Raw genomic sequence first — 26052 nt, forward strand, 5'->3', positions numbered from 1 at the left:
CATCCGGCGAAGTGAATCGCGACGATGGAATCTCGGCGATTAACGGTGCCAACGGTGGCTTCTTCATCGCGAAACATGTCCGGTGCGGGAGTCTTGCTCGAGGCCTAACTCTTAGTAGACCGCCTAAAAGCGGTGTAAAACCGAGTATGCCTACTTTGGCGCCGCTTTCAAGCCGGAAAATTCTCACAAAGAAACAACGGCTTGCGCGATTATGCAGCCTGCATCGCCATATCAAGCTCCAAGCTAATTACCGCTCGGAAGCCGTGATATGGAATACACCCCCTGTCTTAGCGGACGTAAAAGTAGCCAAACCCCCGCGATTGCTGGATCAGGTGCGCCAGCAAGTTCGGGTTCGGCATTACAGCTTGCGTACCGAGCAGGCTTACCTTGGTTGGATACGGCGCTACATCCATGCCAATGGAAAACGCCATCCACAGGAGCTTGGCGCTACCGAAGTGGGAAACTTCCTGACCCATCTGGCGACGGTCGGAAACGTGTCAGCTGCTACCCAGAACCAAGCGCTGTCAGCGCTGCTGTTTCTCTATCGCGTGGTGCTGGACATGGAGTTGCCGCGCCTGGATCAGGTGGTACGAGCCAAGCGGCCGCGTCGCCTTCCGGTTGTTCTGTCACCGGACGAGGTTGCGCGGCTGCTGCAAGCCATTCCGGAGGGGCAAACGGCCATGATGGCGCAACTGCTGTACGGCACCGGCATGCGCTTGATGGAGTGTGTTCGGCTTCGCATCAAAGACGTGGATTTCGGACGCAACGAGATATGTGTGCGTAGTGGCAAGGGCAACAAGGACCGACGTGTGCCGCTGCCCATCTCGCTCTGTGAGCGGCTGCTGCGGCAACGCGGGCGGGCGCTGCTGATACACCACGCGGATATCGGCGAAGGAATGGGCCGCGTGCAGCTGCCGCATGCCCTGGCACGCAAGTACCCAAATGCAAACGCTGAGCCAGGCTGGCAATACCTGTTCCCGTCTACCCGACTCTCTACCGATCCTCGAACCAGGGCAATCGGGCGGCATCACGTCAGCGAAGAACCATTGCAGCGTGCGGTGAAATCGGCACGGGCCCTTGCCGGCATCACAAAGCCCGTAACTTGCCATTCCTTGCGCCATTCCTTTGCGACGCACCTATTGGAGGCCGGGCATGACATTCGCACTGTGCAGGAGCTTCTTGGGCACAAGGATGTCACTACCACCCAGATCTACACGCACGTGCTCGGGCGCGGGGCAGGCGGTCTGCTTAGCCCCTTGGACCGGCTACCGGGAGTGCCGCCACTCCCGGTGTGATGACGGCATTCAGCCGTCCAGCAGCGCCTTGTCGCGCACGGCACCCTTGTCGGCGCTGGTGGCGAGCAGCGCATACGCCTTTAGCGCGGTGGTGATCTTGCGTGGGCGCGCTTCGACGGGCCTCCAGCCCTTGGCATCCTGTTCGCTGCGGCGACGTGCTAGTTCTGCGTCGTCGACCAGCAGGTTGATGCCACGCTGGGGGATGTCAATCAGGATGCGGTCGCCGTCGCGAACCAGACCGATGGCGCCACCGCCTGCGGCTTCGGGTGAGCAGTGGCCGATGCTCAATCCGGAGGTGCCACCGGAGAAGCGCCCATCGGTGAGCAAGGCGCAGGCTTTGCCCATGCCCTTGGACTTGAGGTAGCTGGTGGGGTACAGCATTTCCTGCATGCCCGGGCCACCCTTTGGTCCTTCGTAGCGGATTACCACCACGTCGCCAGCCTGCACCTCGTTGCCGAGGATGCCCTTCACTGCGGCATCCTGGCTTTCGTAGACACGGGCATTGCCTTCGAACACATGGATGGATTCGTCCACGCCGGCGGTCTTCACCACGCAGCCATCGGCGGCGAGATTGCCGTACAGCACAGCCAGGCCGCCTTCGCTGGAGAACGCATGGGCAACGTCACGAATGCAGCCTTCGGCACGGTCCACATCCAGCGACGGCCAACGCGTGGATTGACTGAAAGCCACCTGCGTAGGGATGCCTGCAGGACCAGCCTTGTAGAACTGATGGACGGCCTGATCCTGGGTTTGGGTGACATCCCATTGCGTGATCGCATCGCCAAGTGTGCGGCTATGCACGGTGGAGGCATCGGTATGCAGCAGGCCACCGCGTGCCAGCTCGCCAAGGATGGCCATGATGCCGCCGGCACGGTGCACGTCTTCGATGTGGTACTTCTGCGTGTTCGGCGCCACTTTGCACAGCTGCGGTACGCGTCGCGAGAGACGGTCGATATCGCGCTGGTCGAACGCCACTTCGGCCTCCTGCGCAGCGGCCAGCAGGTGCAGGATGGTGTTGGTCGAACCGCCCATGGCGATGTCCAGTGTCATCGCATTTTCGAAGGCTTCAAACGTTGCGATGCCGCGTGGCAGCACGTTGGCTTCCTCGCCGCCGTACCAGCGATGGCACAGCTCGACGATCAGGCGACCGGCGCGCTTGAACAGCGCCTCGCGGTCGCTGTGCGTGGCCACCACGGTGCCATTGCCCGGCAGCGACAGGCCCAGTGCTTCGGTCAGGCAGTTCATCGAATTGGCGGTGAACATGCCCGAGCAGGAACCACAGGTTGGGCAGGCGCTGCGTTCGATCGCGGCCACCTGCTCGTCGCTGACCTTGTCATCGCCGGCAGCAACCATCGCGTCGATCAGGTCGAGTTTGTGGTCGGCCAGCTTGGTCTTGCCGGCTTCCATCGGGCCGCCGGAGACAAACACTGCGGGAATGTTCAGGCGCAGCGCGGCCATCAACATGCCGGGGGTGATCTTGTCGCAGTTGGAGATACACACCAGCGCATCGGCGCAGTGGGCATTGGCCATGTATTCGACCGAGTCGGCGATGATCTCGCGGCTGGGCAGCGAGTACAGCATGCCGTCATGGCCCATCGCGATGCCGTCGTCCACGGCGATGGTGTTGAACTCCTTGGCCACGCCACCGGCGGCTTCGATCTCGCGCGCCACGAGCTGGCCAAGGTCCTTCAGGTGCACGTGGCCGGGCACGAACTGGGTGAAGGAATTGACCACCGCGACGATGGGTTTGTGGAAGTCGCCATCGGTCATGCCGGTGGCACGCCACAGGGCGCGGGCGCCGGCCATGTTGCGGCCGGCGGTGGAGGTTTTAGAGCGGTAATCAGGCATGGCGAGCGAGCGGGGCGGTTGTGCAGAAGTGCAGTGCGATTGATTCTGCATGAAGTTCCCGGTTGCAGCTGCAACCATTGGGCTGCGGTTGTTTGGGGGTGGAGTGGGGCGATTGCTTGGGGCTTGAATGTTGCTCGGTGGGGCAGGTGGCAGAGCCAGAACCAGAATCATGGCCAGGCAAAGCCAACGCGGAAGTGGAAACGGAAGCGAAAAGCCCCCCCTCCCCAACCCTCCCCTGCGCTGCGCGCAAGGGAGGGGGTAAGAGCGGGTCGCTCGCGGCCTGAACGAGCGCAGCAAACAGCCCCCTCCCTTGCGCGCAGCGCAGGGGGTGAAGAAGGCCCGCTTGCGCGCCACTGGCGCGCGGCTTGATGAACGACCGAAGGCTGTGCCTTCGGGCCGGACGGGTTGGGGAGGGGTGCTCTGGATCTTGATCTTCCAATGCACCACCTGTGCCCACGTGCTGAATAGCTACGCGCGCAAAAACTACCGAAACCCCAGCTACCCCAAGGCCTTTCCAGGCATCAGCTGAAAACCGATTCAGTTTCAGGAGTTTTCCGGTTTCCGCCTTGCAGCCTTCATCGGGCATTATTGGGAATCAAATTGACGGGGAACCGACCATGAAGCGATCCAAGGCCACCGCACTGGTGCTGATGAGCGCCGTGCCGCTGCTGCTGACCGCCTGCCAGAAGGAAGAGGCCGTGCAGACGCAGGAAGGGCTGTACACCTCGGTGGAAGCCTGCAGCGAAGCGACCGGCGATCCGTCCAGCTGCCGCGAGGCGTTTGCCACCGCGCAGAAGCAGTCGGCCGATGCCGCGCCCAAGTACGCCAGCAAGGAAGAGTGCGCCAAGGAATACCCGGCCGAGCAGTGCGTGCAGCAGCAGACCAGCGCCGGCACCTCGTTCATCGGCCCGATGATGATGGGCTTCTTCATGTCGCAGATGCTCAACGGCAGCCGTGGCGCCGTGGCCGCACCGCCGGCATCGCAGCCCGCCTTCAGGGACAAGGCCAATGGTTGGGCCAAGCCGGCCGCACCGGGCGGCACCGGTGGTTTGAACACTGGTAGCGGCATTGGTGCAGGCAAGGCTGGCCTGGCCCCGGTCAACGCCACCCCGAACCGCGCCGTCACCGCCAGTCGTGGTGGTTTCGGTGCGCGTAGCGGCGGCCGCAGCAGCGTCGGCGGTTGATGCAGTGAAGCGCGTTGCAATTGCCGAACGTGGTAACTGGAAGGCCCGTGCTGCGGAAGCGGGCTTCCGCTTCCACACCATCGACGGTGCGCCGTATTGGGATGAAAGCGCGTACTACGCGTTTACCCTGCGCCAGATCGAGAACGATATCGAAGATCCCAGCGCCGAGCTGCACGCGATGGCGATGGATCTGGTGGGCGAGGTTGTGGGCAGCGATGCGCTGATGGCGCAGCTGGCCATTCCTGAAGCCTTCCGTGACTGGATCGCCGAAAGCTGGCGTCGGCGCGATCCGCATCTGTATGGCCGTCTGGATTTTGCCTATGACGGCAATGGTCCGGCCAAGCTGTACGAACTGAACTACGACACGCCGACGTCGTTGTACGAAGCATCGTTTTTTCAATGGCAGTGGCTGGAAGACCAGCGCAACCGTGGCGCATTGCCGCAGCAGGCCGACCAGTTCAACTCCATCCACGAGACCTTGGTGGAGCGCTTCGCCGAGTTGACCTCGCGGCTGCCGCCGCCGCTGTATTTCAGCGCGGTGGGGGAGTCCGAGGAAGATCAGGGCACGGTCGCCTATCTGCGTGATTGCGCGGCGCAGGCCGGGCTGCACGCGGCGGCGCTTGCTATCGAGGACATCGGTTTGTCGGCTGATGGACGCTTCACCGATCTGGACGATGTGGTGATCGGTAGCCTGTTCAAGTTGTATCCGTTGGAAGACCTGATGCGCGAAGAGTTCGGCGCGGCCTTGCCGCGTTCGGGCGTGCAGCTGCTGGAGCCGGCGTGGAAGGCGGTGCTGAGCAACAAGGGCATCCTGCCGTTGTTGTGGGAGCGCCATCGCGGTCACCCGAATCTGCTGGAGTCCTACTTCGACGATGGAAGCGCCTTGCCGGCCGGCTGGGTGCGCAAGCCACTGCATTCGCGCGAAGGCGCCAATGTGGCGATGCACATGAGCGACGGTAGCTGGCAGGAGAGCGAAGGGCCGTACAACGGGCCGAGCATCCGCCAGGCATTCCATGCGCTGCCAGTGTTTGAAGGCAACTACCCGTTGGTGGGCAGCTGGATCGTAGGCGACCGTGCCTGCGGCGTTGGCATCCGTGAAGACAACAGCCGCATCACCCGCGACAGCGCCCGTTTCCTGCCGCACGCCATCATTGATGATGCGCCGCAGGGCACAACGCGGATCTATCTGTAAGCAGTTGTTGTCTGAAACATCACTGTAGAGCCGAGCCATGCTCGGCTGAAGCTTTACCGGTGACGCCCCTGCCGAGCATGGTTCGGCGCTACATGGGCGTTGTCGGTAAGGCCCCTGCCGAGCATGGCTCGGCATTACATGGCTTGGCTTTTTTTGTGGGAGCGGCGTGAGCCGCGAAGCCGGGGCAAATGGGCTATAGCAGGCCGTCGCGCTTCACTGCCAGATAGCGTTCCAGCAATGCTGCCGGCAACTCTTCCGCGGTAACGTCCAGCACCATCACCCGGTGGCTGCGCAGCGCTTCATGGGCATCACTGCGCTGCTGCAGGTAGGCGGCAATGGCGCCGGCCTGTATTGCCTCGGGTACGGTTTCCACATCGCGTGCCAAGGCCTGGTCAAGTTCGCGCTCGCGCAGGCTGGCCACGCAGACCAGATGCCGCTTCTGCAGCAGGCGCACGGCGGCCAACAGGTCTTCGATATCTTCATCGCGTACGTTGGTGACCAGCATCACCAGGCTGCGCCGTGATTGCCGCAGCGACAATTCGGTGGCTGCGGCGAGATAGTCGGTTGCCACCGGCTTGGGCTGGAGGTCGTAGCTGGCACGCAGCAGGCTATCGATCACGCCCATGCCGCGCTTGGGCGCTACCCAGCGACTGTCGCCACCGCTGGCGAACAAGCCGACGCCATCGCCCTGGCGCAATGCAAGGTACGACACCACCAATGAGGCGTTGAGCACGTGGTCGAAATGCGACAACCCGCCCTCGTCGGCCATCATCCGCCGGCCGGTGTCGATCAGCATCACCAGCTGCTGGTTCTTTTCGTCCTGGTATTCACGCGAGATCAGTTTGCGTGCACGTGACGTGGCCTTCCAGTCAATCTGGCGCAGGCTGTCGCCGACGCGGTACTCGCGCATCTGGTGGAAATCCGTGCCTTCACCACGGCGGCGCTTCAGGTGCGCGCCTACCAGCCGTGAGGCCATCTCCGCGCTTAGTAGGGCGAAGCGGGTGAGGGGAGCGAAGTTGGGATAGACGCGGACGGTTTGCGGGGTGCCGACCGTGCGTTGCTGCCGCCACAGGCGCAGTGGTGAATGCAGGCGCAGGTGCACACCATCAAACACGAAGGTGCCGCGGTTGGCCGGGGTGAAGCGGTAGCTGAAACGGGTTTCGCTGGCTTTGCCCAGCTTCAACCGGCGCGGCAGGCCGTCGCTGTTCCAGCCATCGGGCAGCAGGTCGAATACGTCGACGCGTTGCTTGCCGTAGGAATCCAGTTGCAGCCAGGTTTCGCGCTCGACACCCAGGGCGAGGGAGTCGGGCAGTTCGCGACGTACCCGCGGGCTGGGTTTGCGCCAGAGCAGCAGGAGATCGAGCAAGGCGAGTGCTACGATTGCCGCTGCGCTGATGGTCCATGCCTGCAGTGGCAGGTAGTGCAGGGCGACTGGCAGGCCGAGCAGGCCCCATAGCACCAGCAGGGTGATCAATAGGGGGGCGGGTCTCACTGCGTGGCCCTGATTGTTTTGTGTGTTGGTGCTGAGGGGGAAAGAGCTACGGCAAGTGCGAAAGCACCCCTCCCCAGCCCTCCCCTCCGCGCTGCGCGCGCAAGGGAGGGGGCAGGAGCGGCACCCCTCCCCAACCCTCCCCTGCACGCTGCGCGCGCAAGGGAGGGGGCTGAGGCAAGGGCCCCGTTTGGCATGCTTGCGCTTCTTGCCGCTTTGCTCACTTGCGCGGCGCCTCCACCTTGGCGAGCAGGGCGGTCAGGGCGTCGTCGGCGGATTGGCCTTCGATCTGCAGTTCCGGGGCCAGCGCGATGCGGTGACGCAGTGCCGGCTTGGCGATCTCGCGTACGTCGTCCGGGGTGACGAAGTCGCGGCCGGACAGCACCGCCTGTGCGCGGGCGGCGCGCACCAGCGCGATGCTGCCGCGCGGGCCTGCGCCGAGCGCAATACCCGGCCACTTGCGGGTTGCTGCGACGATGCGCACGGCGTAATCGATCACCTGTGGGTCTACGGTGATCGCGGCCACTGCTTTCTGCAGCTCCACCACATCGGCGCCGCTGAGTACGCGCGGTACCTGGGTGAGGTTGAAGTCGCTGGCGGTGCGGCCGGTGGTGATGGCCTGCACCATCTGCTTCTCGTCTTCCAGCTGCGGGTAGTCGATCAGCACCTTCAGCAGGAAGCGGTCCAGCTGTGCTTCCGGCAGCGGGTAGGTGCCTTCCTGCTCGACCGGGTTCTGCGTGGCCATGGTGAGGAAGGGTGGAGTCAGTGCGAAGGCCTTGCCTTCGATGGTGACCTGGCCTTCCTGCATCACTTCCAGCAGGGCGGACTGGGTCTTGGCCGGGGCGCGGTTGATTTCGTCGGCCAGCAGCAGGTTGGTGAACACCGGGCCGCGACGGATCTTGAAGCTCTCGGTCTTGGGGTCGTACACGGCGTGGCCGCTGACGTCGCTGGGCATCAGGTCCGGGGTGAACTGCACGCGTGCGTAGTCCAGCTCCAGCGCCTGTGCCAGGGCGCGCACCAGCAACGTCTTGCCGAGTCCGGGAACGCCTTCGATCAGCACATGGCCGCCGGCCAGCAGGGCGATCAGGATCTGGTCGAGCACATCGCTCTGGCCAATGAAGGCATGGCCTACCGCTTCGCGGATGCGCTCGACGCGTTCAATCAGGTCCGTGTTGACCGGCGCGGGAGCAGGCGTCGGTGCGGGTGCATCGCCGGGGAGGGCAGGCGGAGTGAGCTCGTCGGTCATAGCTGGTTTCTCATCTGGATGAGCAAGCGGATACGGTCTCGCAGGGCGATATCGTCCTGCGAGGGGGGAATCTGCAATGCGGTCTGTACGCGGCTGATCGGCCACTGCAGGTGATCGGCGATGGCTTGTGCCTGGGCATCACCGGTCAGCGCGGCAGCTACCGGCGCGCGGCGGCGCAGGCGGGCGAGGAAGGCCTGGCGTACCGCGTCGTACAACAGCGGTGACTTGCGGTAGCGGTGCAGGTGCTCGCCGCTGGCGCGCACGTGTTCCAGCAGCGAGCGGCGGTCTTCGCGCGGCGAGGGCAGCAGCGCGCCGAAGCGCTGGCAGCGCATCCACAGCCACGCCAGCAGCGCGAGCAACAACGGCACCCACACCGGCCAGCCGCGTTGGAACAGCGTCTTCCATAGCGATGGCAGTTCCATCGCGTAGATCAGGTGGGTGGTGCCCTTGCCGTAGTTGGGTGCCAGCACCAGGCGGGCCAGGTCGCGGTGAGGGATGTCGCGCAGGCCGGTATCGCGTTCGCCGCCGCCGTTGAGCAGGAAGTCCATGTCGCCCAGCACATCGACCCGGCCAAGGCCGTAACGCAGACGCGCATAGGCCAGCGTGTCATCGTCACCCGCATCGGCCCAGCGACGCTCGGCGCGGGCCTTCTCGGCGAGGGTGAAGCGGTTGCCGCTGCAGAATTCGTTGTGCGATTCCTGGCCGGGCACCTGCCAGACCTGGCAGCGCGCCGGTACTTCGCTGGTGACTACGCCCAGGCGTTCCAACAAGCCCTGTTCGTCGCCGTCCAGGTCTTCGTCAGCGTCAGGCGCGCGCAGCAGCAGATGGCCGCCGAACTGCACCCAGTCCAGCAGGCTCTCCACCTGTGCCGGGGTGAGCAGGCGCGGGTCGTCGAGCATCAGCACGGTATCGCCGGGCTGCAGCTGCATGGCGGGCAGGTCGAGCTTGCGCCGGGTTTCGGCCTTGCTGCCGTCGCGGATCAGGGTTTCGCGCAGCGCATACAGCGCGTTGTAGGTGGGCTCGCCATAAGCGGGCAGGGTGATCTCTTCGCTGGTTTTCTCGAAGTTGCGCACGAACCAGAACGCGATCAGGCCGGTCAGCAACAGCAGTACGATGATCAGCGAATTGCGCAGGGCGGTGTTCATGCTGGCCACCCGTACTGCAGGTGCAGTTCCTTGGTCAACGCGTCGAACTCTTCATCGCTGGGCAGGCGGCCGGCATAAGCGGCGTACTGCCAGGTGCGCACCATGCGTGCGAACAGGCTGCGATCGGCCTCCTGTGGCATCTTGCGCGAGGCACGCAGGCACTGCGCTTCGGTGGCACCGGGCGGCAGCACGACGTTGCCGCGTTCGACCAGCACTTCCACCGAAGCACGGTATAGCAGCGCCAGCGCGTGCCGTGGCTTGCCTTCGCGCCACAGCCGCCGCGCGCTACCGAGGATGTCCGGCGGCAGCACTTCCGGCAATTGCAGGGCTTCCTGCAGCGCGGGTGCCTGCTCGTCGCGACGGCGACGGCCATCGCCACGGAACCATGGCAGCCACCAGCGTGCGGTCAGCGCGAGCGCCACCAGCAATACGCCAAGCAGAATCCACAGGATGCTCTCGCCGATCAGCGCGGCGAACTTGGCGATGGCGGCGAAGATTGGGCCGGCATCGGGATTGTTGCTGTCGTCGGTATCTGGCTTCTTGTCCGATGCCTTCTTTACCCAGCGGGTGACGCTGCGCTTGGCGCCGAGTTGTGGGTCTTCGTAAGCGCGTGCAGCGGCCTGACGGAAGCCGGCGGTGTCGGCCGGAGCAGCGTCAAACAGCTGCTGGGGCGTGGTCGCAGTAGCGGCAGCTGAGTCTGTTCCTGCTTCTGCAACGTCTTTGTGATTGCTGTGGCTGCTGGCGCCATGGGTATCAGCGTTGTCCTGTGCCCGCGCCTGCAGCGACGGCAACGCGAACACCGCCAACAGCAACACCAGCATCGGTGCCAGCCCAGCCAGTCGCTCCCGAAGGCGACGGAAGGCGATTTCCACATCCCAGGCTTCCAGCTGGGTACGACGGTTGAGGTAGAGGCCAAAGCCGGCACCGCTGTAGAACGGGCTGATCAAGGTCATCGCAAGCCACGCCAACAGGTTGAAGCCTATCCATGCCCAAGCCGGGGTGTCCTCGCCAATCAGTTCCCAGGTGGCGCGTAGCGATTCGGACAGCAGTTCCACCGGCACGAACATGAAGACCAGGGCGACGCCGGCAAGCTGCAGCATGGCCTCGAAGTGCCAGCACACCCAGGTGAGGAGAGTGGCGTGGCCGTAGGCAGCACCGCCAAGTGCATGCCGGCGTCCGCGCCGCTGGCTGGCGTCGCCACCTTCCAGCAGATCGACCGGCATCAGCAGCGAGCGGGCAGGGCTGAGTCGACGCCAGCCGAGGTAGGCACCGAGGCCGCGCCAGCCCCAGTTCCACTGCGCGCGCAGGGTTTGGCGGGTAGTGGGCTCGGCACCAAACGCGCCGCGCGAAATCACGTATAGCGGAATGCGCTCGAACGCGGGCTTGAGCCACCACAGGATCAAGCTGGACAACCAGAAGTTGTCCAGCCACCAGCCCAGCAGGTTGAGCAGCGCGAATACCGGCAGCGTCAGCAGCACCCACGGCTTCCAGATTGCCGCGGCATGACGGCGGACCAGGGCGGTGCCAAGCTCCATCGCTTCCCATTGCGAACGCGCCCGCAGTGCGACATCGAGCTGATCAATCCGCATGATCACCTCCACGCCCGCCGCGCCACAGCCACAGCAGCACTACCGTCCACAGCACGGCAGACACGCTGAGCTTGCCCCACATCGGCACCCACGCGGTCGAGGACCAGAACGCTTCGATGAAGGCCGCCACCAGCAGCATGAAGGCCACGCCCAGGCACAGCCGTGCACCAATCACGCCGCCCTCAATGAGTGCATCGATGCGGCGGATGCGGCCCGGTGCCAGCAGGCGCAAGCCCAGCTGCAGGCCCGCACCGCCGGCAATCACAATGGCGGTCAGCTCGAACGGCGCGTGGCCGACCACAAAGCGCCAGAACGGATCACCTGAGCCTATCTGTTGCAGATGCCCGGCCACCGCGCCAATGGTGATGCCATTGAACAGCAATACCAGGATGGTGCCGATACCGGCCAACAACCCGCTGGCAAAGGTGCGCAGGCCAATGCTGATGTTGTTCATGATGTAGTGGCCAAACATCGCCCAGTCGGTGCCGCTGTCGCGGCCCAGATTGTCGGCGGCGGGGTCGTACATCTTTTCCATCTGCGCGACCTGGCGCGGGTCCAGCAGCATGTGGATCAGCTCAGGCTTGTACTGCAACAGCACGAAGATGCCGACCAGCGGAATCACGAACAGCGCGCAGGCCACCCACATCGCCCCGGCCTGGCTGCGCACGGTGCTTGGGAAATCGGCGAACAGGAATTCAAGCGCACGCTGCCAGCGCGGTGCCGGTGTGCGGTACAGCAGGTTGTGGCCGCGCTGCATCAGCTGCTGCAGTTGTTCCACCAGCTGCGGGCTATAACCACGGCGACGCGCCAAGGCCAGCTGCTGGCAGAGGCGACGGTAGCGCTGCGGGATGGTTTCATCGCCCAGCACGTCAGGGTCGATGCTGCTCCGCTGTTTCCGCGAGCCCTCGCCACGGCGTTGCAGCCAGTCCTCGAACTGCTGCCATTCGTGCTGATAGCGGGTGACGAACTGTTCCTGTCTCATCGCCGCCCCAGCAACCAGTTGGCCATTGCATACAAGCGCACTACGCCGGCCTGGCCGCGCTCCTGGCTCAGCCCACTGGCGATGTCGGCCAGTTCACGCTGACGGCCTGGTGAAAGTGCCGGCGCGCGGTCGGCGAAGGCGATCAAGGCAGCCTGTTCGCTGGGCTGCAAGGGCAGCGGTGGTGCCAGTGCGGTATCGATGCGTGCTGGCGGCGTGGCGGGACGTGGCACGGTATGGATTACCAGCGAGCCGGCAACCAGATCGCCGAGGCGACGGCCATGCGGATCAAACAGGCAGGTGACCAGGCCCAGTGCGTAACCAAACGGCAGCGCGTCGACGGTGCGTAGCAGGTTGCGCACGATCGCCGCCATCCAGCCCAAGGGTGCGCCGTCGCGGGCGACCACGCGCAGGCCCAATGCCCTCTTGCCCAAAGTGCGGCCGAACCACACCTCCAGCACGATCGGGTAAGCCCAGAACATCAGGAACATCAAGCCCAGGTAGATGCCTTGGCCGAGCTCACCCAGTGCGACCAGCAACGGGCTCATCACCATCAGCACGCCAAAGCGTACGCACAGGTCGATCAGCCAGGCCAGAGCACGCGGCACCGGACCGGCAGCGGGCAGTTGCAGGGGCACGCCTTCCGGCGTGATGACCTCGCGATAGGTGTCCAGCATCGGCCGCGCTGTGTTCATTGCAGTAGCTCCAGCATCAAGTGCTGGTCCTGCATGCGGCGGATGGAAGCCCGGAGTCCAGCCCGGACGGATGCCTGTGGCATTCGTGTCTCTGCTACGTCCCTATCAGAATGCTGACTTTAGCTGGCGGCAGCACGAAAACCCAGCCCGCCGTTGGCAGTGGCGGGCCGCGTGGGGCGGGTTTCAGCGCACGGTGCGGTTGTCGTCGCCACGCACGAACAGCTTCTTGATGGCGGCACCGAAGAACAGCACGCCGATCAACAGCAGCTTCCAGAACTTGGCCAACAACAGGCCGAGCTTGGCAAACAGCCCGGCTTTGGCCGCCAACCCACCGCCGATCAAGGTAGCCACGCCATAGGCGGCGACCTTGTCGGTGCTGGGGTTGTGATCCGCATAACGTGCGCCCTGGTCGAACTCGGCCATCGGCAGCAGCTTGTCCATGCCTTCGCGTACCAGCGCCAGCTCCGACATTCCTGAAACGGCATTCAAGCTCAGGTAGCCATGTCGGCCGAGCACGCGGATGTCGTAGTTGAGGGTGTGATCGGGTTGGTCATTGAAGGCCAGCTCGCGTGCCCAGTAGAGCTTCTTGCTGCCTGCCTCATAGCGGGGCGGCACCGCCCAGCCCACCAGGTCGAGCGAGCCGTAGCCTGCCTTCACTCGCTCCGGGTTGCTGTCGCGGGTCTCGGCCTGCATGGTCTTGAGCAGGTCGGCGTAGTCGATCTTGCTGGCATCTTCGTCGGACACGTAGCCATCGTCGGACCAGGTAACCACCACCGCCCAACTCTCCCGCTCGCTAAGCCCGGGGCTGCGCGGCACGATCATGCCCAGCACGCTGTCATCGGGCGGGTTGCCCCACATGTCCTCCAGCACCCGGCGCGCGTCGACCTTGTCCAGATAGCGGAACTCGTCATTCAAATTGAAGTGGGCCCGTGCCTCGGGAACCTCGATCTGCCCGCTGCGGAAATGCAGCGATTGCTCGAACTGCTCTGCGCTCATGCCCTGTTCTTCCTGGGCAGCGTCCTGGGCGGAGGCGGCAAAGCAAACCACACACAGCAGTGTCACAGCCGCCAACAGGCGCTGTGCCACGATTCGCATCGACTTCATGTCAAACCCTCGAAGGCGTCCCCATGCCAAGGCCGGCAGTGTGCACCCGCGAGGCGGGTACCGACAATGCCTGCTGGTCAGCCCTGCATGCCGCGGTACTGGTCCTTGACCTTGACGTAGTGATCGGCCGAATAGCGCAGGCCCACGATATCCTTCTCGCTGAGCTGGCGCATCAGCCGTGCCGGGTTGCCAGCCCACAACTCGCCGCTGCGCACCACCTTGCCCGGCCCAACCACCGCGCCAGCAGCGATGAAGGCATTGGCCTCGATCACCGCACCATCGAGGATGCACGCGCCCATGCCGATCAGGCAGTAATCACCGATGGTGCAGGCGTGGATGATGCAGCCATGGCCAACGGTAACGCCTTCACCGATCAGGGTCGGGTAGCCACCCTTGTTGTAAGGACTGTCGTGGCTGACATGGATGATGGTGCCGTCCTGCACATTGGTGCGTGCACCGATGCGGACGTAATTCACATCGCCGCGGATCACCGTGCCCGGCCAAACCGACGCATCATCGCCAATCTGCACATCACCAATGATGGTGCAGGCTTCGTCGATATAGACGCGCTCGCCGATGGTGGGGGTTTTATCCAGGAAGGGGCGGAGTGCGGGCATGGTGATCGCCTTGGGGAACGAATTTGGCAAGCAACATCATAGTCGCAGTTGCCTATGAGCGATCTCAGCGCGGTGCGTGGGCAATGAGCATTTGTCTGAAAAGTCCGTCAAGCGCGTTGGCGTCACCTTGGCCGGCAGTCAACAGGGGCGGTGCATTGCTACGCCGCGCAAGCTCGGCATCAATGTAGTCGCTGATGAGGGCTATCCGAGGGCCATCGGCTACCTCCGCGCTGCGCCGCTTTGTCGCCAGCAGTTGATCGATGGCGTTGCGTACATTGCCCTCGGGGAGCAGGCGATCGAGCAGGTCCTCAAAAGCCATGGGCGGCGGTGTGGGTTCGTTCTCTATCCATTGGCAGGCGAGCAACGGCCGCAACACGTAAAGGTATTTCTTGGTGCGCACCCGCTCACCTTTCAGATAGCCGCGATGATTGGCGCTGGCCATGTTGAAGTAATGCCACCAGCCGCCCAGGGGTGAGTGAAACTGCTGTACCGCGGCTTGCAGTTCTGAGATGGCCTGAGCGTCACCGCGATAGTGGATTGGCGAGCGCAGCCATTCGGATAGGGTTGGGTTGGACTTGGAGACAAGGCGCAATGCTTTGCGCAGGTCCCAACCGCTGATATCCAGCTCGTCATCGATGGGCAGCTCGATCACATCGCGTTGTGCTTCGCCCGGTCCGGTCCGTTCATTGACGCTCAGGTACCAGGGCTGGCGATGGACGTAGATGAAGCGGGCATCGTAGTCGCTGTCCGGCGACGAAAATCCCCAGCCGCGGCTGCCAGATTCGCAGGCCATCAACACGCGTACGTCGTGCTGGCGTTCGATCTGCTCCAGCGCGGCGAGTACGGCTTGGCGTTTTCCCGGGTCGATCGGATGAATGTCCATATTCTGCGGCTCCTGTAGCGGGAGCCGCAGTCTAGTCAGGGCGCGCGCGAAAGGCACACCTCCCCAGCCCTCCCCTCCGCCTTCGGCGCAAGGGAGGGGGCTGTTTCGCGTGTTCTTTCAGATGGCGGGGCGCCGCTTCTGCCCCCTCCCTTTGGCGCAGCCAAGGGGAGGGTTGGGGAGGGGGAAGCTTTTAGGCTCCATCACCACCAACCCAAATCAGAAACTCAAGCCACCTTGCCGCGTCGCGCCCGCTCCAGATGCACCAGCAGCAGGGAAATCGCTGCCGGCGTCATGCCGGGAATACGTTGCGCCTGGCCAATGGTCTGCGGACGTACACGCTCCAGTTTCTGCAGTGCCTCCGCCGACAAGCCACGCACCGAGCCGAAGTCGAAGCCTTCGACAATCGCGGTGTTTTCATGCCGCTGCTGGCGTTCGATCTCATCGCGCTGACGGTCCAGGTAGCCGGCGTACTTGACGCTGATTTCCACCTGCTCGGCCACACGTGCATCATCGACGCCCGGTCCGAGTGAGGGCACCTGCATCAGCTTGGCGTAGTCCAGTTCCGGGCGCTTGATCAGGTCCAGCACATTGGTTTCGCGGCTGACTGCCACGCCGGTTGCTTCGGCAACTTCGCGGCCCAGCGCATTGCCCGGCGTTGCCCAGATGCCACGCAGGCGCGCGCTCTCGCTGGCAACGGCGGCCTGCTTGGTTTCGAATGCGGACCAGCGGCGGTCGTCGACCAGGCCCAGCTTACGACCGGTCGGAGTCAGGCGGGTGTCGGCATTGTCTTCGCGCAGCTGCAGCCGGTATTCGGCGCGGCTGGTGAACATGCGGTAGGGCTCGCTGGTGCCGTGGGTGATCAGGTCGTCGACCAGTACACCGATATAGGCTTCGTCGCGACGCGGGCACCAGCCGTCCTTGCCCTGCACGAACAAGGCGGCGTTGATGCCTGCCAACAAGCCCTGCGCACCGGCTTCTTCATAGCCGGTGGTGCCGTTGATCTGGCCGGCGAAGAACAGGCCGTTGACCTGGCGGGTTTCCAGCGTGTTCTTCAGGCCGCGCGGATCGAAGAAGTCGTACTCGATCGCGTAGCCGGGGCGAGTGATATGCGCCTGCTCGAAGCCACGGATGCTGCGCACCAGTTCCAGCTGCACGTCGAACGGCAGCGAGGTGGAAATGCCGTTGGGATAGATCTCCACCACGTCCAGGCCTTCCGGCTCGACGAAGATCTGGTGGCTGTTCTTCTCGGCGAAACGCACCACCTTGTCTTCGATCGACGGGCAGTAACGCGGGCCGATGCCTTCGATCTGGCCGCTGTACAGCGGCGAGCGGTGCAGTGCGCCACGGATGATGTCGTGGGTTCGCTCGCTGGTATGGGTGATCCAGCAGCTCACCTGTTGCGGATGCTCGCTGACGTCGCCCAGATAGGACATCACCGGCAGCGGATCGTCGCCGGGCTGCTCGTCCATCACGCTGTAATCCAGCGAGCGGCCGTCGATGCGCGGCGGAGTGCCGGTTTTCAAGCGATCAATGACGAACGGGCGCTCGCGCAAGCGCGCGGCCAGCGTGGTCGCCGGCGGGTCGCCCATGCGACCGGCGGTGTACTGGGTTTCGCCGATATGGATCTTGCCGGCGAGGAAGGTGCCGGCGGTGAGCACGACTGCAGCGGCGTGGAAGGTCAGTCCTGTCTGGGTGATGGCGCCACGCACGGCGTCGCCTTCAATCACCAGATCATCGACGGCTGCCTGGAACACGGTCAGATTCGGCTGCGACTCGACGATGCCGCGGATCGCCATCCGGTACAGGTTGCGATCGGCCTGGCAACGGGTGGCGCGTACGGCCGGGCCCTTGGAGGCATTGAGCGTGCGCCACTGGATGCCGGCGCGATCGGCGGCATGTGCCATCGCCCCGCCGAGCGCGTCGATCTCCTTGACCAGGTGGCCCTTGCCGATGCCGCCGATGGCCGGGTTGCAGCTCATCGCGCCAACGGTTTCGACGTTGTGGGTCAGCAGCAGGGTGCGGGCGCCGCCGCGCGCTGCAGCCAGAGCTGCTTCGGTGCCAGCGTGGCCGCCGCCAATGACGATGACGCCGTAACGGTAGAAGGAGTCGCTCATGGGCGTGAGATCGGTCAAGAAAGTGTGAAGTCCGTCGGCGGGGGATTCCCACGGTACGACGGCGTGTGTGGTGATTTTACTGCCAAGCGCAATCAGGTACGCATCAACCCTAAAGTTGGCACGCAACCTGCAGTTAATACATTGCACCCAACGTGGCATGCGACATAGGCGCAACAAGGTCGGAATTGGAACAGGGGCCGACCGAAGCGTACGTTGGGGTAGCAGGGGGCCGGTAGTCGGGGGACTACCGGCCTTGCAATCCAGCAAGGCCCGCCTTGGCGGGAAAGCGTTAAAAGACAAAGCCCCGGCCTAGGCCGGGGCTTTGTCTTTGTAGGCGCCGATGTCCGACAGGGCCGGAACAGGGGGGATCCAGATTTCCTGACGGACATCGACATTGAACTGTCTGGGCGAGACCGGTTTAGGTCACTATGCGACGCAAGCGGTCACCCGTGGGACCAAGAATGCCTGCATTTGCGGCAATTGCAACCTTTTTATGGTTCCTGGTTCCTGACTCCGCGCGCTTCACGGGTTTGTGACGGCTGTCGTGCCGGCATCGGCCGTGCCTGAATAGCCGGACGAGCCGCCGCCTGTGGTCGCTGCATTGCCTGCTGCATGGGCTGGGGTCGTTGCATCGGCTGGTTGTTGGCACGCGGCGGGCGGCTCAGATTGTCCAGGTCGCGCCACGGCGACTTGTTGCCACCACCATTGACCGGCGGCGGACGGGTAGGGCGACCATCGTTGCCACCATTGCCATTGCCCGGCGGACGCGGACGATTGCCACCATGGTTGTGATCACCGTCACCACCCGGATGCGGCCGATTGCCATTGCCATTGCCCGGTGGACGCTGCCCGTTGCCGTGATACGGCGGGCGCGGGCGGTTGTAATTGGGCCGGTAGACCGGATAGCCATAGTTGCCGTAGCCGTAATAGCCACTGCCATAGCCATAACCGCCGTAGCCGTAGCCACGATCCGGGTAGCCATAGGGATAGCTGTACTGCACCGAGGGGGAGCCGTGGTAATAGCCGCCCGAACCGCCGCCGACGTAGTCGTACGTGGCACAGCCAGACAGGCCCAACAGCAGGCCGGTGGAAATAATCAGGCGCTTGATCATAAAAATCCCCCCCTCGTGGGTATGGCATCCAGCTTCGGGCCACAGCATTGAATCGGCCCTTAATTCGCATCTACATGGCTGAACATACAACGTGTGCGCAGATGAGATGGTCGTAGGGCTGGGGCCTGGGCTAACCTTTCACCATGAATGAACTCCCTTTACCCGGATTTGCCGAGGTTCTGGCAGCAGCGGCGCGGATTGCCGCCCACGCGACGGTCACCCCGGTACTGCGTTCACGCGCGCTGGATGCACTGGCCGGTGCCAGCCTGCACTTCAAGGCTGAACACCTGCAGCGCAGCGGCGCGTTCAAGTTCCGCGGGGCCTGCAACGCGGTGTGGTCGCTGGATGTGGAGCACGCCAGCCACGGGGTGGTGACACATTCCTCGGGCAACCACGGCGCCGCACTGGCGCTGGCGGCACGCTCGCGCGGAGTTCCCTGCCATGTGGTGGTGCCCGAAGGTGCGGTGGCGGCCAAGTTGGCCAATATCGAGCGCAACCAGGCCACCCTCTGGCGCTGTGCACCCACCCAGTCCGCGCGCGAAGCCGAGTGCCTGCGCGTGCAGCGCGAAACCGGGGCGACGCTGGTTCACCCGTATACCGACCCGCGGGTCATCGCCGGGCAGGGCACTGCCGTGCTCGAACTGATTCGCCAGGCCGGAACGCCACTGGATGTACTGGTCGTACCGGTAGGCGGCGGTGGATTGGCCGCAGGCACCCTGCTGGCGATGCAGCAACTGCTGCCCAACTGCGAGCTGGTGCTGGCCGAGCCGGCTGGTGCTGCCGACACCGCGCGCTCACTGGCTGCAGGCGAACGTTTGATCGATTTCGTGCCGGATACGCTATGCGACGGCCTGCGCGGTGCGCTGGGTGCGCCCAATTTCGCGTTGCTGCACGGCGCGGCACAGGTGATCAGCGTGGACGATGCCGATACCGTGGCTGCGATGCGCTTGATCTGGCAGGTGATGAAGCAGACCGTCGAGCCGTCCTCGGCGATCACCCTGGCGGCGGTGCTGGCCCAGCCGCAGCGCTTTGCCGGGCGCACGGTGGGGCTGGTGTTGTCCGGTGGCAATGTGGATCTGGATGCCTTGCCTTGGGTGCAGGCATGAAGGCAGCTGTTCGGCGCACGGGGTTGATGGGATGGATGTGGCGCTTGTGTGTGTTGCTGCTGTTGTGGCTGCTGGGCGTGGCGGCGTGGATCATCTGGGTAGGTGACCGTGACCAGGCCGCGCCTGCCGACGCCATCATCGTGCTCGGCGCTGCGGCGTATGACGCCAAGCCTTCGCCGGTGTTTGAAGAACGCATCCGCCACGGGCTTGATCTGTACCGGCAGGGCTATGCCCCGAAGTTGATCTTCACCGGTGGCTTTGGTGGCACGGGCGCGCGCTTTTCCGAATCACAGGTGGCGCGGCGCTATGCGCTGAAGCAGAAAATCCCGGGCAAGGACATCCTGATCGAAACGCGCTCGCGCACCACCCGACAGAACCTGGTCGAAGCCAAACAGGTGATGGCCAAGCACGACATGCACAAGGTGATCGTGGTCAGCGACCCGCTGCACATGGCGCGCGCGCTGCGTCTATCGAAGGAGTTGGGGATTGATGCGCTGGCATCGTCCACGCCGAGCACGCGCTTCCGCAGCTTCCACACCAGCTGGCGTTTTCTGCTGCAGGAAGTGTATTTCTTCCACCGCGACCTGTTTGTAAAAGGGGCTTGAGCGGTGAAGAAACTGCATTTGTAGGAGCGGCGTAAGCCGCGAAGCTGGCAATGCTGGCAGATCGGCCAGCATGCACTCTGAAACTGCATGGGCTTGGCGGCTTGCGCCGCACCCTCTCCTGCCTTCGGCATCCTCTCCCGCAAGGGGAGAGGAGAAGATCAACTGCAACTGCAACTGCAACTGCTAAAGCCAAAGCCAAAGCCAAAGCAGATTGCTTCGAATCCCGAATCCTTATTCCTGCGTCTTCCGCCGAATAGGAATCGAAGACAGCGGCACGCTCGCCACATCCTGCCCCTGCTCACGGATCGGCGCGCCTGGTGCCGGTGCCCAGGCATGCGCATACACCACTTCCCAGCTGCTCGGCAGCTTGCCGTCAGCGCGACGCATAGGCTCGTAAGCATCGCGTGCTGCCGCAAAACGGCTGCGCCCGGTCAGCGTGTGGCGGCGGCTGTGCATGGCGTTGGTGGCGCCGATGGCCTTGAGCTCGCGCATCAGCGTCGGCAGGTCGTCGTAGGTCAGGGTGAACATGTCGCGGTCCAGTACCGGATCGCGGAAGCCAGCCATCATCAAGGCATCACCGAACTGGGCGATCTGCACGAAGTGGCTTACATGCGAAGTGTCATCGGCCTGGGCGAAGGCCTGGCGCAGTTCCACCAGTGTGTCGTGGGCAAACGTTGAACAGACCAGCAGGCCATTGGGCTTGAGCACGCGGCGGAAGCCGGCAAATACCGCCGGCAGGTCCTCCACCCACTGCAGGCACAGGTTGCTGTAGATCACGTCGACGCTGTTGTCGGCCAGCGGCAGGGCGCGGGCATCGGCGCAGACGCGCGAGAACGGGCGCCACCAGCCGGCCTGTTTCTTGGCCTCCGCCAACATCGGCAGGGCCAGGTCCAGCGCGATCACCTGCGCCTTGGGCCAGCGCTTCTTCATAGCCGCGGTGGCATGTGCCGGGCCGCTGCCCACATCCAACACCACCTGCGGTTGCCGGTCTTCCAGGTAGTCCAGCGATTCCAGCAGGCGCTTGGCCACTTCCTGCTGCAGCACGGCGGCGGCGCGGTAGCTGCTGGCGGCGCGCGAGAAGGCGCGGCGGACGTGTTTGGGGTCGAACAGAGAAGACATGGCGGTGATTCGGTTTCGTAATTCAGGGTGGGGAGCGCTGCGGTGCTCAAGCGGCCGACGACATCATCGGCCAGCCAGCGCGAATGGCCGCGTAACCGCTCACGCGCAGCCAGCAACAAACTGTTGCAGCAGTCCGGCGACGTGATCGGCGTGGCCAAGGAATGGGGCGTGGCCGCCGCCGTCGATGGTGTGGGCGTTGTGCAGGCCTGCGGGCGCCAATGCGGCGGCCTGGTGCATGGCCTTGGACGGCACCAGCCGGTCGCGCTGGCCGCCTATCCACAGGCCGGGTTTGTGCAGGCTGGGCAGACTGCCGCGCAGGTCGCTGCGCTCCAGCAGGGCCAGGCCTTCGTGCAGGGCGCGCGGGGCCGGTTCGCCGCGTTCGACCAGCGCATCGCGCAGGGTGCGCAGTTCGCTGCGGGCGTGCTGCGAGCCCATCACGTCCAGGGCGAGGAAGCGCTCGAGGGTGCCGCGGTAATCCTGTTCCAGATCGCGGCCAAACTGTTCGAACACCGCCGGCTCCACCGCATCTGGCCAATCGGCGTCGCGGACGAAGCGTGGCGTCGCTGCCAGCATTGCCAGCCCGCGCACCTGCGGCAACGTGGCCGCGCCATGCAGGGCGACCAGCCCGCCCAGCGACCAGCCGCACCACGCCGCTGCCGGGGTGGCGCTGGCGATGGCATTGACCAGGTAGGGCAAGCGCAAGGGCGTGGCGTCGTCGCGGCTGTGGCCATGCCCGGGCAGGTCGACCACGTGCAGCTCGAAGTGCGGCGCCAGCCGTTCCACCAGCGGCGCGAAGATGCCGCCATGCAGTGCCCAGCCGTGGATCAGGACCAATGCCGGGCCGCTGCCGGTGACGTGGATATGCATGGCGTTACAACCGGTTCTCAGGCAACAGTGTTCAGGGACTTCTGGTACAGCACCACATCGCGGGCCTTGGCGATGGCGTCTACCAGCGCCTTGACCTGCTCGAGGGTATGCAGCGCGGACAAGGTCACGCGCAGGCGCGCCTTGCCTTCGGGCACGGTCGGCGGACGGATCGCGCTGACCAGGAAGCCGGATTGCTCCAGCGTCGCCGACAAGGCCATCACCGTCGCTTCGTCGCCGCAGAGCAGCGGTTGGATCGGGGTTTCCGAGGCCATCAGCTCCAGCCCGTTGCGGCGCGCGCCCTCGCGGAAGCTGGTGATCAGTTCGGTGAGCTTGTCGCGGCGCCAATGGTCGCGGCGTGCCAGTTTCACCGCCGCCAGCGAGGCGGCCGCCTGCGCCGCCGGCAGGGCGGTGGTGTAGATGTAAGGACGTGCGGTTTCGGCCAGGTGCTGGATCAGCGCGTCTTCGCCCACAACCACCGCGCCGTGGCTGCCCAGCGCCTTGCCCAGGGTGGCCAGCTGCAGCGGAACCTCCTTCACGCCCAGGCCGGCGTCGGCGACGCAGCCGCGGCCGTGTTCGCCGATCACACCAATGCCGTGGGCGTCGTCCACATAGAACAGCGCCTCCTGCATGCGTGCCACCAGCGACAGCGAGCGCAGCGGGGCGATGTCGCCATCCATGCTGAAGACGCCGTCGGTGACCAGCATGGCGGCGCCATCGGCGGTGTTCTTGAGCTGGCGCATGGCGCCTTCGCTGTCCAGGTGCGGATAGCGGCGCAGGCGGCAGCCGGCCAGGCGGCTGGCATCAAGCAGGCTGGCGTGGTTGAGCCGGTCCTGCACACAGATATCGGTTTCTTCGCTCAGCAGCGCCTGCTGCACGGCGAGGTTGGCCATGAAGCCGCTGTCGAACAGCAGGGCGCGCGGATAGCCGAGCCAGTCGGCCATCTCGCGTTCCAGCTGCTCGTGCACGCTGTGGTGGCCACAGACCAGGTGCGAGGCGGTGCTGCCGGCGCCTTCGCGGCCGGCGGCGTCCTGCAGCGCGGCGATCACCTCGAACTGTTGCGACAGGCCGAGGTAGTCGTTGCTGCAGAAGCCGGTCAACCAGCGGCCGTCCAGCTCCAATCGCACCCCGTCACGGCGGCTGATGCTGCGCCGGGTGCGGATGCGGCCCTGGGCAAGCCGCAGCTTGCGCTGGGCGTGGATGCGGTCGTGGATGTCAGGACGGGCCATGGCAAGGTTCATGGTCAAGCGGGCGGCTAGCGTACCCGGTTGCCTGTAAGAATGCCCCAAGCGGCGCCCCGGTGTGGGGCGCCGGCGGGCTCAGGCGCTGCGGGCGCAGAGCGGGGCGATATCCAGGTGCACCGTGCCGGGGTGGTCGTGGTCGTCGGCGTCCACGCTTACCTGCATCGGGCTGATGCCGAGGCGGGCGAACAGGGCCTGGTCGCGCTCGGTGTCCGGGTTGCCGGTGGTCAGCAGTTTTTCGCCGTAGAAGATGGAGTTGGCGCCAGCCAGGAAGCACAGCGCCTGCAGCTCGTCGCTCATGCTCTCGCGGCCGGCCGACAGCCGCACCATCGAGCGCGGCATCACGATGCGGGCCACGGCGATCATGCGCACGAACTCGAACGGGTCCAGCTCGGCGCTGCCGTGCAACGGGGTACCGGCGACCTGCACCAGGCGGTTGATCGGCACCGAATCCGGGTGCGCCGGCAGGTTGGCCAGCGCCTGCAGCAGGCCGGCGCGGTGTTCGCGGGTCTCGCCCATGCCGACGATGCCGCCGCAGCAGGTCTTCATGCCGGCGTTGCGCACGTGCTCCAGCGTGTCCAGGCGGTCCTGGTACTGGCGGGTATGGATGATGGAATCGTAGTAATCCGGCGCGGTGTCCAGATTGTGGTTGTAGTAGTCCAGCCCGGCGTCCTTCAGCGCCTGCGCCTGGTGGCCCTCGAGCATGCCCAGGGTGGCGCAGGTCTCCAGGCCCAGCGACTTCACCTCGCGGATCATCGCCGCGACCTTGGGGATGTCACGGTCCTTGGGCGAGCGCCAGGCCGCACCCATGCAGAAGCGCGAGGCGCCGGCCTGCTTGGCGGCGCGGGCACGGGCCACCACGCTGTCGGTGTCCATCAGCTTCTGCGCGTCCACGCCGGTGTCATAGCGCTGGGCCTGCGGGCAGTAGGCGCAGTCTTCCGGGCAACCGCCGGTCTTGACCGAGAGCAGGGTGGAGACCTGTACCTGCGCCGGGTCGAAGTGCTGGCGATGCACGCTGGCGGCGCGGTGCAGCAGCTCGGGGAAGGGCAGTTCGAGCAGGGACAGCAGCTCTTCGCGCTTCCAGTCGTGGCGGATGACGGTGGACATCGGTGTTACCTGACAGATGGGGCGATGGAAGCGGCGCAGTCTGGTCAGCATACACATTGCTGTCAACCATCAAATGAAGAGTCTGGTTTACAGGGTCGGGGGTCGTCTATCGGCCTTGCTGTTCCCGCCGCGCTGCCTGGTCTGCGGGGAGGACGGTATGCCGGGGCGGGACCTGTGCCTGGCCTGCGGCGCCGGATTGCCTTGGCAACAGGCCGCTTGCTGGCGTTGCGCGCTGCCGTTGCCTGCCACCGACGCTGATGGGCTGTGCGGTGCCTGCCAGCGCTCACGCTCGCCCTTGCAGGCAGTGCAAGCGGCATTTACCTACAACGCGCCGATCGATGGCCTGCTGCTGCGCTTCAAGTTTCACCATGATCTCAGCGCCGGGCGCTTGCTGTCAGCGCTGATGCTGGATGCATTGGGCGCTGCCGAGCGCCCGCAGGCGATCGTGCCGGTGCCGCTGCATCTGTCGCGGCTGCGCCAGCGCGGCTATGACCAGACCTGGGAGCTGGCCAAGCCGCTGGCGCGCGCGCTGCAGCTACCCCTGTGCCGGGGCCTGCATCGGCGCCGTTCCACCCAGCCACAATCGGAGCTGGATGCGGTGGAGCGCAAACGCAATCTGCGTGGTGCCTTCATTGCGATAGGGCAGTTGCCGGCACATGTGGTGCTGCTGGATGACGTGATGACCACCGGTGCCACCTTGCATGCGGCAGCGCTCACACTGCATCGCGCCGGTGTGCAGCGGGTGGATGCCTGGGTCTGTGCGCGGGTGCCGTGAGCGCTGGTGTGCCTGCAAGGCCGCGCCTGCGTTGCAACTGGCTTGAAATAGCGGATGTCATCTCTACATGCCATGACTACGGCTATGGGCCTAGACTGGGATTGAAAGGCCTTTACACCTGTTCAACATGAGGAGACAGACATGGGTGCTTCCCCGGGTTTTCCTGCTGGATCGCTGTTTGGCACATTGACGCACAACTGGTGGGTGCTGCTGCTGTTCGGCCTGTTTGCGGTGATATTCGGCGTGCTGGCGGTGATGGCGCCGGTGCGCACCGCGGCTGTCCTGGCGTGGTGGCTTGGCATCATGGCCATTGTTGAAGGCGTGGTGGTGCTGGTCTCGGCCTTCAGCGGCTCGGCGCCGGTATCGCGTGGCTGGGCGTTGTTCTATGCGCTGGCTTCCATTGCCTTTGGCGTGCTGGCGGTGATCAATCCGCTGGCAACGGCGAGTGTGCTGCTGCTGTTCCTGGCCGCCTGGCTGGTGGTTGGCGGCATCTACCGCATCGTGTTCGCCATCCGCGTGCGCAAGCAGATCAGTGGCGAGTGGATGCTGATTGTCAGCGGCCTGCTGGCGGTGGCATTGGGCGTGATGTTCGCACTCAACCCGATTGCCGGCCTGGCGGTGACCTCGCTGTGGATAGGCGTGCTGGCCTTGATCTACGGCGTGCTGCAGATAATCGCGGCGTTCCGCCTGCGCTCGCTGGGCAAGTCCATCGGCGCGATGTAACGCTAACCCCTCCCCAATCC

23 protein-coding genes are annotated in these 26052 nt (G+C 64.8%); 7 read left to right on the forward strand and 16 right to left on the reverse strand.

Translation table 11 applies throughout. The features are described from left to right. Positions 1–266 precede the first annotated feature (266 nt). Positions 267–1295, forward strand: coding sequence for an integron integrase (locus tag ACVOMF_RS03775; protein WP_481508141.1), 1029 nt, complete (start codon positions 267–269; stop codon positions 1293–1295). A 9-nt stretch (positions 1296–1304) separates the two neighbouring features. Here the strand turns inward: ACVOMF_RS03775 and ilvD are convergent, their stop codons facing one another. Beyond that, positions 1305–3143, reverse strand: coding sequence for a dihydroxy-acid dehydratase (ilvD, locus tag ACVOMF_RS03780; protein WP_481508089.1), 1839 nt, complete (start codon positions 3141–3143; stop codon positions 1305–1307). A gap of 617 nt (positions 3144–3760) precedes the next feature. On the opposite strand from ilvD, the gene ACVOMF_RS03785 reads away from it, so the two are divergent. Both ACVOMF_RS03785 and ACVOMF_RS03790 read left to right on the forward strand, forming a co-directional pair. Continuing rightward, the gene (locus ACVOMF_RS03785) at positions 3761–4327 is read left to right on the forward strand and encodes a DUF1190 domain-containing protein (protein ID WP_481508090.1); all 567 of its coding nucleotides are present in this window, start codon (positions 3761–3763) and stop codon (positions 4325–4327) included. A 4-nt stretch (positions 4328–4331) separates the two neighbouring features. Then, on the forward strand, positions 4332–5519 hold the full coding sequence (locus ACVOMF_RS03790) for a glutathionylspermidine synthase family protein (RefSeq protein WP_481508091.1): 1188 nt from the start codon (positions 4332–4334) through the stop codon (positions 5517–5519). Between the two features lie 193 nt (positions 5520–5712). Here ACVOMF_RS03790 and ACVOMF_RS03795 read toward each other — a convergent pair whose 3' ends face one another. The 11 genes from ACVOMF_RS03795 to ACVOMF_RS03845 all read right to left on the reverse strand — a co-directional run bounded on the left by ACVOMF_RS03795 (position 5713) and on the right by ACVOMF_RS03845 (position 18492). Then, positions 5713–7011, reverse strand: coding sequence for a DUF58 domain-containing protein (locus ACVOMF_RS03795; RefSeq protein ID WP_481508092.1), 1299 nt, complete (start codon positions 7009–7011; stop codon positions 5713–5715). A gap of 217 nt (positions 7012–7228) precedes the next feature. Next, on the reverse strand, positions 7229–8254 hold the full coding sequence (locus ACVOMF_RS03800; RefSeq protein ID WP_481508093.1) for an AAA family ATPase: 1026 nt from the start codon (positions 8252–8254) through the stop codon (positions 7229–7231). Then, on the reverse strand, positions 8251–9399 hold the full coding sequence (locus tag ACVOMF_RS03805) for a DUF4350 domain-containing protein (RefSeq protein WP_481508094.1): 1149 nt from the start codon (positions 9397–9399) through the stop codon (positions 8251–8253). The genes ACVOMF_RS03800 and ACVOMF_RS03805 overlap by 4 nt, the downstream gene beginning before the upstream one ends. Further along, positions 9396–10988 (reverse strand): DUF4129 domain-containing protein, encoded by a 1593-nt coding sequence (locus ACVOMF_RS03810; RefSeq protein ID WP_481508095.1) that lies wholly within the window; start codon positions 10986–10988, stop codon positions 9396–9398. The genes ACVOMF_RS03805 and ACVOMF_RS03810 overlap by 4 nt, the downstream gene beginning before the upstream one ends. Further along, positions 10978–11970, reverse strand: coding sequence for a stage II sporulation protein M (locus ACVOMF_RS03815; protein WP_481508096.1), 993 nt, complete (start codon positions 11968–11970; stop codon positions 10978–10980). Before ACVOMF_RS03815 ends, ACVOMF_RS03810 begins: the two co-directional genes overlap by 11 nt. Continuing rightward, entirely contained in the window at positions 11967–12662 is a 696-nt protein-coding gene (locus ACVOMF_RS03820; RefSeq protein WP_481508097.1) for an RDD family protein, read from the reverse strand. Before ACVOMF_RS03820 ends, ACVOMF_RS03815 begins: the two co-directional genes overlap by 4 nt. A 183-nt stretch (positions 12663–12845) precedes the next feature. After that, positions 12846–13766 (reverse strand): DUF2167 domain-containing protein, encoded by a 921-nt coding sequence (locus ACVOMF_RS03825; protein WP_481508098.1) that lies wholly within the window; start codon positions 13764–13766, stop codon positions 12846–12848. 77 nt (positions 13767–13843) lie between these two features. Next, positions 13844–14383 carry a gamma carbonic anhydrase family protein gene (locus tag ACVOMF_RS03830; protein ID WP_481508099.1) on the reverse strand — a complete coding sequence of 180 codons (540 nt, stop codon included), beginning with the start codon at positions 14381–14383 and terminating at the stop codon, positions 13844–13846. A gap of 64 nt (positions 14384–14447) precedes the next feature. Next, positions 14448–15266, reverse strand: coding sequence for a nucleotidyltransferase domain-containing protein (locus tag ACVOMF_RS03835; RefSeq protein ID WP_481508142.1), 819 nt, complete (start codon positions 15264–15266; stop codon positions 14448–14450). Between the two features lie 224 nt (positions 15267–15490). After that, the gene (mnmG, locus tag ACVOMF_RS03840) at positions 15491–17380 is read right to left on the reverse strand and encodes a tRNA uridine-5-carboxymethylaminomethyl(34) synthesis enzyme MnmG (RefSeq protein WP_481508100.1); all 1890 of its coding nucleotides are present in this window, start codon (positions 17378–17380) and stop codon (positions 15491–15493) included. A 491-nt stretch (positions 17381–17871) separates the two neighbouring features. After that, the gene (locus ACVOMF_RS03845; RefSeq protein WP_481508101.1) at positions 17872–18492 is read right to left on the reverse strand and encodes a hypothetical protein; all 621 of its coding nucleotides are present in this window, start codon (positions 18490–18492) and stop codon (positions 17872–17874) included. Positions 18493–18635: 143 nt separating this feature from the next. Here ACVOMF_RS03845 and ACVOMF_RS03850 point away from each other — a divergent pair, with 143 nt between their 5' ends. Further along, on the forward strand, positions 18636–19598 hold the full coding sequence (locus ACVOMF_RS03850; RefSeq protein WP_481508102.1) for a pyridoxal-phosphate dependent enzyme: 963 nt from the start codon (positions 18636–18638) through the stop codon (positions 19596–19598). Further along, a complete protein-coding gene (locus tag ACVOMF_RS03855) occupies positions 19595–20203 on the forward strand; it encodes a YdcF family protein (RefSeq protein ID WP_481508103.1) in 609 nt (202 codons plus the stop codon). Before ACVOMF_RS03850 ends, ACVOMF_RS03855 begins: the two co-directional genes overlap by 4 nt. A gap of 231 nt (positions 20204–20434) precedes the next feature. On the opposite strand, the gene bioC is transcribed toward ACVOMF_RS03855, so the two are convergent. From bioC to bioB, 4 genes are all read right to left on the reverse strand, one after another. Next, the gene (bioC, locus tag ACVOMF_RS03860) at positions 20435–21322 is read right to left on the reverse strand and encodes a malonyl-ACP O-methyltransferase BioC (protein ID WP_481508104.1); all 888 of its coding nucleotides are present in this window, start codon (positions 21320–21322) and stop codon (positions 20435–20437) included. Positions 21323–21421: 99 nt separating this feature from the next. Continuing rightward, a complete protein-coding gene (bioH, locus tag ACVOMF_RS03865) occupies positions 21422–22189 on the reverse strand; it encodes a pimeloyl-ACP methyl ester esterase BioH (RefSeq protein ID WP_481508105.1) in 768 nt (255 codons plus the stop codon). Positions 22190–22206: 17 nt separating this feature from the next. Beyond that, positions 22207–23415, reverse strand: a complete 1209-nt coding sequence (gene bioF / locus ACVOMF_RS03870) for an 8-amino-7-oxononanoate synthase (RefSeq protein ID WP_481508106.1) — start codon at positions 23413–23415, stop codon at positions 22207–22209. A 90-nt stretch (positions 23416–23505) separates the two neighbouring features. Beyond that, a complete protein-coding gene (bioB, locus tag ACVOMF_RS03875; protein ID WP_481508107.1) occupies positions 23506–24534 on the reverse strand; it encodes a biotin synthase BioB in 1029 nt (342 codons plus the stop codon). Positions 24535–24607: 73 nt separating this feature from the next. Here bioB and ACVOMF_RS03880 point away from each other — a divergent pair, with 73 nt between their 5' ends. Together ACVOMF_RS03880 and ACVOMF_RS03885 are read left to right on the forward strand one after the other, a co-directional pair. Beyond that, on the forward strand, positions 24608–25309 hold the full coding sequence (locus tag ACVOMF_RS03880) for a ComF family protein (RefSeq protein WP_481508108.1): 702 nt from the start codon (positions 24608–24610) through the stop codon (positions 25307–25309). A 141-nt stretch (positions 25310–25450) separates the two neighbouring features. Further along, the gene (locus tag ACVOMF_RS03885) at positions 25451–26032 is read left to right on the forward strand and encodes an HdeD family acid-resistance protein (RefSeq protein WP_481508109.1); all 582 of its coding nucleotides are present in this window, start codon (positions 25451–25453) and stop codon (positions 26030–26032) included. Positions 26033–26052: the final 20 nt, after the last annotated feature.

The organism is Stenotrophomonas sp. STEN022 (assembly GCF_056760155.1).

Excerpts from the sequence above, each read along its gene's own strand:
- ilvD (WP_481508089.1), bottom strand. The coding sequence starts at position 3,143 with ATGCCTGATTACCGCTCTAAAACCTCCACCGCCGGCCGCAACATGGCC.
- mnmG (WP_481508100.1), bottom strand. The coding sequence starts at position 17,380 with ATGAGCGACTCCTTCTACCGTTACGGCGTCATCGTCATTGGCGGCGGC.
- ACVOMF_RS03850 (WP_481508102.1), top strand. The coding sequence starts at position 18,636 with ATGAATGAACTCCCTTTACCCGGATTTGCCGAGGTTCTGGCAGCAGCG.
- ACVOMF_RS03835 (WP_481508142.1), bottom strand. The coding sequence starts at position 15,266 with ATGGACATTCATCCGATCGACCCGGGAAAACGCCAAGCCGTACTCGCC.
- ACVOMF_RS03810 (WP_481508095.1), bottom strand. The coding sequence starts at position 10,988 with ATGCGGATTGATCAGCTCGATGTCGCACTGCGGGCGCGTTCGCAATGG.
- bioH (WP_481508105.1), bottom strand. The coding sequence starts at position 22,189 with ATGCATATCCACGTCACCGGCAGCGGCCCGGCATTGGTCCTGATCCAC.
- ACVOMF_RS03805 (WP_481508094.1), bottom strand. The coding sequence starts at position 9,399 with ATGAACACCGCCCTGCGCAATTCGCTGATCATCGTACTGCTGTTGCTG.
- bioC (WP_481508104.1), bottom strand. The coding sequence starts at position 21,322 with ATGTCTTCTCTGTTCGACCCCAAACACGTCCGCCGCGCCTTCTCGCGC.
- bioF (WP_481508106.1), bottom strand. The coding sequence starts at position 23,415 with ATGGCCCGTCCTGACATCCACGACCGCATCCACGCCCAGCGCAAGCTG.
- ACVOMF_RS03785 (WP_481508090.1), top strand. The coding sequence starts at position 3,761 with ATGAAGCGATCCAAGGCCACCGCACTGGTGCTGATGAGCGCCGTGCCG.
- bioB (WP_481508107.1), bottom strand. The coding sequence starts at position 24,534 with ATGTCCACCGTCATCCGCCACGACTGGAAGCGCGAAGAGCTGCTGTCC.
- ACVOMF_RS03825 (WP_481508098.1), bottom strand. The coding sequence starts at position 13,766 with ATGAAGTCGATGCGAATCGTGGCACAGCGCCTGTTGGCGGCTGTGACA.
- ACVOMF_RS03800 (WP_481508093.1), bottom strand. The coding sequence starts at position 8,254 with ATGACCGACGAGCTCACTCCGCCTGCCCTCCCCGGCGATGCACCCGCA.
- ACVOMF_RS03845 (WP_481508101.1), bottom strand. The coding sequence starts at position 18,492 with ATGATCAAGCGCCTGATTATTTCCACCGGCCTGCTGTTGGGCCTGTCT.
- ACVOMF_RS03820 (WP_481508097.1), bottom strand. The coding sequence starts at position 12,662 with ATGAACACAGCGCGGCCGATGCTGGACACCTATCGCGAGGTCATCACG.
- ACVOMF_RS03830 (WP_481508099.1), bottom strand. The coding sequence starts at position 14,383 with ATGCCCGCACTCCGCCCCTTCCTGGATAAAACCCCCACCATCGGCGAG.
- ACVOMF_RS03815 (WP_481508096.1), bottom strand. The coding sequence starts at position 11,970 with ATGAGACAGGAACAGTTCGTCACCCGCTATCAGCACGAATGGCAGCAG.
- ACVOMF_RS03885 (WP_481508109.1), top strand. The coding sequence starts at position 25,451 with ATGGGTGCTTCCCCGGGTTTTCCTGCTGGATCGCTGTTTGGCACATTG.
- ACVOMF_RS03880 (WP_481508108.1), top strand. The coding sequence starts at position 24,608 with ATGAAGAGTCTGGTTTACAGGGTCGGGGGTCGTCTATCGGCCTTGCTG.
- ACVOMF_RS03855 (WP_481508103.1), top strand. The coding sequence starts at position 19,595 with ATGAAGGCAGCTGTTCGGCGCACGGGGTTGATGGGATGGATGTGGCGC.